This window comes from Sandaracinobacter neustonicus (genome assembly GCF_006385875.1).
GTDB classification, from domain to species: domain Bacteria; phylum Pseudomonadota; class Alphaproteobacteria; order Sphingomonadales; family Sphingomonadaceae; genus Sandaracinobacteroides; species Sandaracinobacteroides neustonicus.
The window spans coordinates 25815-33941 of record NZ_VFSU01000004.1 but is presented as its reverse complement, the minus strand read 5'-3'; the positions used below and the strand labels follow the sequence as shown (position 1 = coordinate 33941).

At 62.7% G+C, this 8127-nt stretch carries 7 protein-coding genes; 5 read left to right on the top strand and 2 right to left on the bottom strand.

All coding sequences use genetic code 11. The features are described from left to right. The 5 genes from FJQ54_RS00490 to FJQ54_RS00470 all read left to right on the top strand — a co-directional run. Nucleotides 1–868, top strand: an 868-nt coding sequence (locus FJQ54_RS00490; RefSeq protein WP_140926283.1) for an IS4 family transposase, incomplete at its 5' end; no start/stop codon positions are given. Next, a complete protein-coding gene (locus FJQ54_RS00485) occupies nt 869–1591 on the top strand; it encodes an amidase family protein (RefSeq protein WP_140926281.1) in 723 nt (240 codons plus the stop codon). Between the two features lie 111 nt (nt 1592–1702). Beyond that, a complete protein-coding gene (locus FJQ54_RS00480; RefSeq protein WP_140926279.1) occupies nt 1703–2362 on the top strand; it encodes a TetR/AcrR family transcriptional regulator in 660 nt (219 codons plus the stop codon). A gap of 193 nt (nt 2363–2555) precedes the next feature. Next, the gene (locus tag FJQ54_RS00475; RefSeq protein WP_140926277.1) at nt 2556–3890 is read left to right on the top strand and encodes an aspartate aminotransferase family protein; all 1335 of its coding nucleotides are present in this window, start codon (nt 2556–2558) and stop codon (nt 3888–3890) included. After that, a complete protein-coding gene (locus tag FJQ54_RS00470; RefSeq protein ID WP_207790329.1) occupies nt 3887–5032 on the top strand; it encodes a DmpA family aminopeptidase in 1146 nt (381 codons plus the stop codon). The genes FJQ54_RS00475 and FJQ54_RS00470 overlap by 4 nt, the downstream gene beginning before the upstream one ends. 277 nt (nt 5033–5309) lie before the next feature. Here FJQ54_RS00470 and FJQ54_RS00465 read toward each other — a convergent pair whose 3' ends face one another. Both FJQ54_RS00465 and FJQ54_RS00460 read right to left on the bottom strand, forming a co-directional pair. Then, nucleotides 5310–6410, bottom strand: a complete 1101-nt coding sequence (locus FJQ54_RS00465) for a DUF917 domain-containing protein (protein ID WP_235890249.1) — start codon at nt 6408–6410, stop codon at nt 5310–5312. Then, complete coding sequence (locus FJQ54_RS00460) at nt 6407–7999, bottom strand: hydantoinase/oxoprolinase N-terminal domain-containing protein (protein ID WP_140926276.1); 1593 nt, start codon at nt 7997–7999, stop codon at nt 6407–6409. Before FJQ54_RS00460 ends, FJQ54_RS00465 begins: the two co-directional genes overlap by 4 nt. Nucleotides 8000–8127 lie beyond the last annotated feature (128 nt).

The following is an 8127-nucleotide window of genomic DNA, read 5'->3' as shown; positions in this document are numbered from 1 at the left end:
GGAGAGCTACCGCTGGCTCGAGAATATGCGTCAATCGACCACCCTGCTAGGCGATCCGGAGCGACTGGTTCACATTGGCGATCGAGAGAACGACATTTACGAGTTCTTCTGCGAAACACAGGCGCTCGGCACGCATTTCTTGGTCCGCACCTGTGTCGATCGTCTGGCTGGCGACGGTGGCCATACGATCGCCGACGAAATGAGCGAAACCACCGTGCAAGGCACGCCTCGGATCACCATTGGCAAAGACGATCATGCCGACATCGAACTGCGCTATAGGCGCATCCAAGTTTTGCCGCCGATCGGAAAGCAAAAGCGCTATCCTTCACTCAGCCTGACCATCTTGCATGCCCGTGAGAGTGGAACGCCTGAAGGGCGCCCCCCAATCGACTGGCGGCTCATCACCGATCTGCCGGTAACGACGCCTGACGAAGCCATCGAAAAGCTCGACTGGTATGCTCAGCGTTGGAAGATCGAACTCTTCCACAAGATACTCAAATCTGGCTGCCGAGCCGAAGATGCGCGGCTGCGGACCGCCGAACGCCTCGCCAATCTGATCGCCATATTCTGCATTCTGTCATGGCGCCTGTTTTGGATGACCATGATCAATCGCGCTGCTCCTGACGCATCGCCTCGGCTGATCCTGACCGATGTCGAAATTACCCTGATCGACCACCTCGCAGCTTCCCGAAGGAATGAACCGCCAGGCAGAACCCTTTCCGACTATCTAACCCAAATCGCCCGGCTCGGAGGCTATCTTGCGCGAGCCCATGATCCGCCGCCTGGCAACATCGTCATCTGGAGAGGATGGTCTCGCCTGATGGACATCAAAATCGGTGCTAACGTCAGCCGCAACATTTGTGGGTAATTGAAAGGCCCGCACGACGGTGACCGGCAGTCGCTGCCCGCGTTCCCGGGCTCGTTCGAGGCGCGTATCGAAACACTGGACGTGGCCGGGCTTCGCGCCACATGGTCGGCTGATCATGGCTATGCCCCGGTCGAACCGGAGGTGGTGGAAATCTGCCATGCTGCGATGCTGCGGCTGGTGCGGGCGGCCAACCTCGTTCCGGTCGAGATCCCATTCCATCCCGTGAACATCTACCGGCATTTCGGGGCCATCATGGGCGCGGGGCTGGAGGAGGAATTTACGCGCGACGGCATCCTGCCGGATGGCTTCCCCATGCTATCAGCGCCGGTTCAAAGCCTGATCCTGAAGCTGCGCGCCCATCGCGATGAGGTCGACGTGGCGCAATCGTGGAAGCAGGTGCATCTGCTGGAACAGCAGGTGGCCGGGCTGTTCACCGAAACCGACCTGCTGTTCACCCCCGCGACCGCCTGCGCGCCTTATGGTGCCGACGAATTGATCCCGCAGATGATCGACGGCCGCGATGCATCCGAAACCGGGGCGGAGCCGTTCGGTATGCTGGCCAACGCCTGCTGGAACCCCTCCATTTCCATTCCGGCGGGCTTTACGTCGGCGGGGCTTCCAGTGGGGCTACAGATCACAGCGCGACGGCATCGGGACGATATCCTGCTGCGCCTTGCCCGCATCGCCGAGCTGGACACCCCATGGCCATGGCCGGATGTGTAGGGCTTTTCGAAGCGTAAACCATGGCGTAACGATAGGGACATCAGGGATTTGTCCCGCGCGTTCCTCCGAAGGGCGAGGGCAGGACGAGGTGAGAAACTGGGCCGGAGCAAGATGAGCGCGACAAACCCCTTGGAATCGGCGGCACCGGAACCGGCAGAACAGGGAGCTGCGCGCGAACCCTATCACAAGGGCAATGTGCCGCAGCGTCTGCTGGAGGCGGCCGAACTGATCCTTGAAAGCGAAACGGTGGAGGACATCACAGCCCGCCGCCTCTGCCGGGACATCGGGGTGACGTCCGCCAACTTCTACAATCATTATCCCAGCCTCGACTATCTGCTGCTGGAGATTGCAGCGAAGGGTTTCGAAGTCCGCTCACAGATGATGACGAAGCTGCTGCGCAGCAATCTCTCGAACGAGGAGATGATGATTTCCTGCGCGATCCAGACGGTGGATCTGAACCTGCAGCATCCCCAGCTGTTCCGCATCATGTTCGGCTACATCAAGAACCCGCAACAGAATGAAACCTATGTTTCGAAGGCGGATGAATCCCTCGCGATGCTGACGCACATCGTTTACGGGGAGGACATATTCCGTGCCGACGACATCAAATGGTCGCACGAGAATTGCCAGAAGGCCTATGCGTTCTTCGCCTTCATCTATGGGCTGGCGGCCGCCATGGCGACCAGCCTGATTTCCAACCCGCGCGGCACGCGAACGGCGCAACGCGAGTTCGTGGCCGAACTGACGCGGACTTATCTGCACAAAAGCTGAGGCGCTTCCGCCCGAGCCTTGCAAATCACGAAGTCGTTTCACCCGAACCTCGTGGACGTTCGGGCCGCCTCGATATGCGCAATGATCATTTTATGTTCGCCGGGGATTGACCGGCTTTCATCAATATATACAATGATCACATAAGGCGCACTCAAATCTCGCTGCGCCCGTTCTCAAAATATGGGGGGAAGGAATGTTTCCCGATCGCGGTTCCAATTCGAGCAAGCTTTTCGACAGGGCGCTGAACGTCATGCCCGGCGGCAATTCGCGGCACACCGTCTATTTCCCGCCCTATCCGATCTACGCCGCGCGTGGAGAAGGCGCGTGGGTCACCGATGTCGATGGTGTGAAGCGGCTGGATTTCATCAACAATTATTCCTCGCTGATCCACGGCCACTGCCATCCGGAAGTGACGGCGGCCATTGCCCGGCAGGCCGGATTGCTGACGGCGATTTCCCTGCCGACCGAGGCTGAGATCGAGCTGGCCGAGATCATCTGCGCGCGCATGCCGTCTGTCGATCAGATCCGCTTCGCCAATTCCGGCACCGAAGGCGTGATGATGGCGATCAAGACGGCGCGCGCCTATACCGGCCGCCGGATCATCGCCAAGATCGAAGGTGCCTATCACGGCAGCGACGACACCGCCGCCGTCAGCACCTATCCGCATCCCGGCCGGTTCAGCCCCCCGGAAAGCGGGATCGGCATCCCCGAGCCCGGATCGGCTCCGGGGTCTGCCGCAGACGTGCTGGTGCTGCAGATGAACGATGTGGAGGGCACGCGCAGCCTGCTGCGTGCGCATGGAACGGAGCTTGCCGCCGTGCTGGTCGATCCGCTGGTGAAGAACCTCGCCTATCAGCCTGCTTCCATCGAATTCCTCACCATGCTGCGAGAGGAGACAAAAGCACTGGGGGCCTTGCTGATTTTCGACGAGGTCTACAGCCTGCGCCTCGGCTTCGGCGGTGCGCAGGAACTACTGGGAATCAAGGCCGACATCACGGCGATGGGGAAGATCATCGGCGGCGGTCTGCCGGTGGGTGCGGTGGGCGGCTCCGCCGAAATCATGTCCGCCGTATATGACCAGCGCGAGGGCAAGGCGCGGGTTTCCCATGGTGGCACCTACAATGCCAATCCGCTGACGATGGCGGCGGGTGTCGCGGCCATGCGCCTGTTCGACCGGCCCGCGTTCGAGCGGCTGAACAGGCTTGGCGATCGCCTGCGCGACGGGCTGACGGCGGTGGTCGAAGCAACGGGCGCGGATGCGATGGTGCGAGGTGCTGCCTCCATCGCCGGGTTGTTCCACGCCAGAGGCGGCGGCCAGACCTATCGCGAACTGGCGAAGGTGCGGATGGATAACCCGGACATGAGCCGCAAGGCAGAGCTGTTCTTCCATCATATGCTCAACAATGGCGTGCTGATGGGCGGCCCCGGCTTCTTCATCCTCTCCACCGCGCACACGGAAGCCGATGTCGATCATGTGATCGAGCAGGCCGGTCGCGCGCTGGAGCTGATCAAGGCCGGCAAGGCATGAACCGGCAGGGTATGAAGACGGCGCATCGCCAGACGCCTTCCGGCAAGACGCGTGCGCGCGGCGCCGGTGTGCCATTCGTCGGCACGCCCGGCCCGTTCAACGCCATCACCGATGTCGCAGGCGTGGAAGTCGGCTACCGCACGCTGATCCGCGGCGACGGACCGCTGGTCGTCGGGCAGGGGCCGGTGCGAACGGGCGTCACCGCGATTTTCCCGCGCGGACGGGCAAACCCCGAAGGCGCGGCCTATGCTGGCTATTTCAGCATGAGCGGCAATGGCGAAATGAGCGGTGCCGCCTTCGTGGAGGAACGGGGCCGCTTCGATGGGCCCGTCACCATCACCAACACACACAGTTGCGGCCTGTCGCGCGACGTGACGGCGCAATGGTTGTTTTCGCAACACGACAGCTCACAGAAGGTGGACCAGCCCTTCTACCTGCCGGTTTCGGCCGAAACCCATGATGGCCCGCTGAACGACATCAACGGCCATCATGTAACAGCGCAGGATGTGATCGCCGCCTTCGAGGATGCCCGGACGGGCTGGATCGAGGAAGGCAGCGTCGGCGGCGGCACAGGCATGCGCTGCTTCGAATATAAGGGCGGTTCCGGCACCGCGTCGCGCGTCGTCAGCTATGACGGGCGCGATTACACGGTGGGTGCTTTCGTGCAATCCAACTTCGGGAAGCGCCACCTGTTGAAGATCGCCGGTGTGCCGGTCGGGCTGGAGCTGCCGATCGTCGATTTCTCGCCGCCCGAATATGGCTCGATCATCGGCATCGTCGCCACCGACGCGCCGATGCTGCCGCACCAGCTGCGCCGCATGGCCCGGCGCGCAGCCTATGGCATTTCGGCGACCGGCGGCATCGCCTCCAATGAATCGGGGGACCTGTTCCTCGCATTCTCCACCGCCAATGAAGAAGCCGTGCGCCGGCACGATGGCGTAATCGCCACCGAACAACTGGGCGAAGCAGCGATGAGCCGCTTTTACGAGGCCACCATTCAGGCGGTGGAGGAAGCAATCATGAACAGTATCTTCGCCAACAAGACGATGACGGGCATCAACGGCTTCACCGTGCGCGCACTGCCCATCCCGGAGGTGCAGGATATTTTGCGGCGCTACAACCGGCTCACTTCGGAGATGTAAGGATCGCAAACTGCCGAGGTGACCAATGAGCATCTCGCCGAGCATATGGTCGTCCCCCCTCGGCGATAGCTTCGATGATGGGCGATCGCGAACATGGTGCGTCGAAGCCGGAACTTAGATCCTGTTTGGGAATTCGGCAGTTGAGGGACTGCGAGGGATTTTTGTGACTGGGAGGAGCGGAATACGGTTCGATGCAGAGCCATCGGACCGTATTTCGCGACGAAGCCAGCGCGGAAAAGACCCGTAGAACCGACCTGCCGAATTCCCAAACAGGCTCTTAGACCATGCATCGTCCCACGGGGATATAATCGCAGTCCATGCCGAATGCGCGTGGGCCCAGCACTTCCAGGCTTTCCGGTCGCACCAGCATCGGGTCTGCCGAAAGCCCGATCACCTTGACCCGCTGCCCGTAGGACAGCATTTCCCCTGTCAGCGGCTCGGCCGACTCCCGGTCGAGAATGGTGATCAGATCCGGCACCATCGTTACCAACTTGCCGTTCCTGCGCGCGGCTATGAACTCGTTGCGAAACTGCACGGTAAAGATGTCGTCCGGCGAATGGGGGCTTTGCATCGTCACCACCCCCCAGTGCCATCCGCCGCGCGTCTCATGCGCGACGTCGATGATCTTGCCGTCGAACAGCTCATAGGCCTCTCGTCCGGGCAGCGCGTTGAGATAGCCGAGCAGCGCCGCGAACACATCGCTGCTGCCATCCCTGGCGTTGCGGATCACCCTGCCGATCTGCAGCGACAGGTCCAGAGTGTCGCGCACTGCGGCCTGCTTTGCCTGCGCGCCCGTCATCGGATAGATGGCAGAGAAGCTGAGCGAGCCCATCGCGGTCGTGATCGCGCGGCACAGGTCTTCGGCCTTGCGGTCGCTGGCCGCATCCACCGTCACGACATTCCCGATATCGTCCATCAGGATGCCGGGCGTGGCGCGGATTCCATAGATACTGAAAGTGGTCATCTCCAGCTGCGGCACCGCGCGACCTACGCCATCGGCATCCACCACCGGAATCCCGCTGATCGCGGACAGCGCCAGCGGAAACACCGAATTCGCTCCCCCGATTTCGGCGCTGATCAAGGCGTCGATCCGGCAGCCGAAGAAGGACTCGGCGCGGCCCAGCAGACGCGCCAGAGTCTGCTCGCTGATCAGTTGCTCGACGATGACGGTGGGGGATCCGATGCCTGCGATGGAGAGCACGAAGGCGTCGTCCGCCAGTTCGTCAAGACTGCACAGACGTGGATGTCTGCCCTTGCGGATCTGCTCGCACACGAACAATCCGCCCACATAGGGATCACCGCCGCCACCCGTGCCCAGCAGCACGGCCCCGCGGGCCATATCGTGAATGTCCTGTTCGCTTTTGATCGTCCGCATCATTGCCCTCCAACGGCAAGGCGCAAGCCGGAGCCCAGCGCAAGCGGGCCTACGGCCCGGACTTTCACCTGCATCATCGTCGATTCCATATGAGTCAGCTTCAGCTCCTGAACGTCGACGACTTCGACTTCCCCGGCCTCGGCACCTGCGGAGACGGCCGCCGCCACGGCTTCGGCACGCGCTTCCTTCAGCGCGGCTTCCCGGCCGATCTTGCCATAATCGAACATGCGATCAGCCCGGCCGCTGACCAGAGCGATTGCCGCCCCAACGGCGTTGGCGACGGAGGCATTTTCCGGCCGGATCGTTTTAGATGTGCCCTTCAGCGAGCGCGACACCAGAATGCTGCCGCCCCCGACCAGAATCAGAGGCAAAGGCGCGGCGCTCACCTTGATCTGGTCAATTGCCTCCTCGATCTGGGCATGCATGTCGTCCAGTGCGTGGTTGACCAGCTCGTCTGTCACGCCCGCCAGCAGGGTCGGATCACCCACCTCGGCATGGCCCGAGCGGACTGCGATGTCGGTCGCGGTCAAGGTCGATCCGCCGAACACAAGCCCCTCCGTCTGCAGTCGATAGCCCACCGAACGGGGGCCGGCACGCACACGGCCGTCAACCTCCGTTACATGGCTGCCGCCGCCCAGTCCGATGGAGAGCACGTCGGGCATGCGGAAGTTGGTGCGGACACCGCCGATGCGGTCAGGCGAGGCCGTTTCGCGCGGGAAGCCGTTGCGCAGGAAGCCGATATCGGTGGTGGTGCCGCCGATGTCGGCCACGATGGCATCCGTCAGCCCTGACAGGAAGGCGGCACCCCGGATGCTGTTGGTCGGCCCGGCGGAGCAGGTGAGGATCGGGTATTCCGTTGCCATCGCCGTACTGATCAGCGTGCCATCGTTCTGACTTATGAAAAGCGGCGCGTGGATGGACAGCGTATCGAATGCGGTCCGCAAGGCACCGATCACGCGAACGGCGAGCGGCGCCAGGCTGGCATTGATGATCGCGGCATTCTCGCGATCGAGGATGCCAAGCCCGCCCACCTGTGCCGAGCAGGTGACATGCGCTCCGGGTGCCAGTTCGCGCACCAGCCGCGCTGCGCGTTCCTCGATATCCGGCCGCACCGGCGCGAATGTCGCAGACAGGGCGAAGCAGTCGATCCCGTTCGAACGGGCGTCCTGAACCGCTGTGGCCAGCGCATCCATATCCAGTTCGGCGAACTCCTGCCCGTCGTGGTGGGCCCCGCCCCGGATCATCCAGTAACGTCCGCCGACGGCAGCGCGCGCATCGGCCGGCCAGTCGCAGAAGGGCGGAATCCCGTCTCCGGTTGGAAGACCGATGCGAATAGCCGCGACAGGGGCCAGGTCGCGGCGCTGGATGAAGGCGTTCACGAACTGGGTGGTGCCGATCATAACCGCCTCGATGGCGGAGGGTTGCACGCCATCCAGCGCCAGAAGCGCTCGCACGGCATTCACCACGCCATCGCTGACATCGCCGGTGGTGAAGCGCTTCACTGCGCCGACCACCTGATTGCCCTGCATCAGCACGGCGTCGGTGTTGGTGCCGCCCACGTCGATCCCCAGGCGAAGTCTCTCCAGGCGCATGAAACGTCCCTCTGTTTCCGTTCGCGAAGCTGCCGGCGGGTCGGCAGCCGTGCCTGAAGACGTGAAATCATGGAGGCACCACAGCGCGCCAGCTTTGTGGCGGGTGGCAGACGGGGAAGTTGGGTAGC

What these genes read in the sequence shown, in the direction of transcription:
- FJQ54_RS00480 (WP_140926279.1), top strand. Translation starts at nt 1,703, where the DNA reads ATGAGCGCGACAAACCCCTTGGAATCGGCGGCACCGGAACCGGCAGAA.
- FJQ54_RS00475 (WP_140926277.1), top strand. Translation starts at nt 2,556, where the DNA reads ATGTTTCCCGATCGCGGTTCCAATTCGAGCAAGCTTTTCGACAGGGCG.
- FJQ54_RS00470 (WP_207790329.1), top strand. Translation starts at nt 3,887, where the DNA reads ATGAACCGGCAGGGTATGAAGACGGCGCATCGCCAGACGCCTTCCGGC.
- FJQ54_RS00465 (WP_235890249.1), bottom strand. Translation starts at nt 6,410, where the DNA reads ATGATGCGGACGATCAAAAGCGAACAGGACATTCACGATATGGCCCGC.
- FJQ54_RS00460 (WP_140926276.1), bottom strand. Translation starts at nt 7,999, where the DNA reads ATGCGCCTGGAGAGACTTCGCCTGGGGATCGACGTGGGCGGCACCAAC.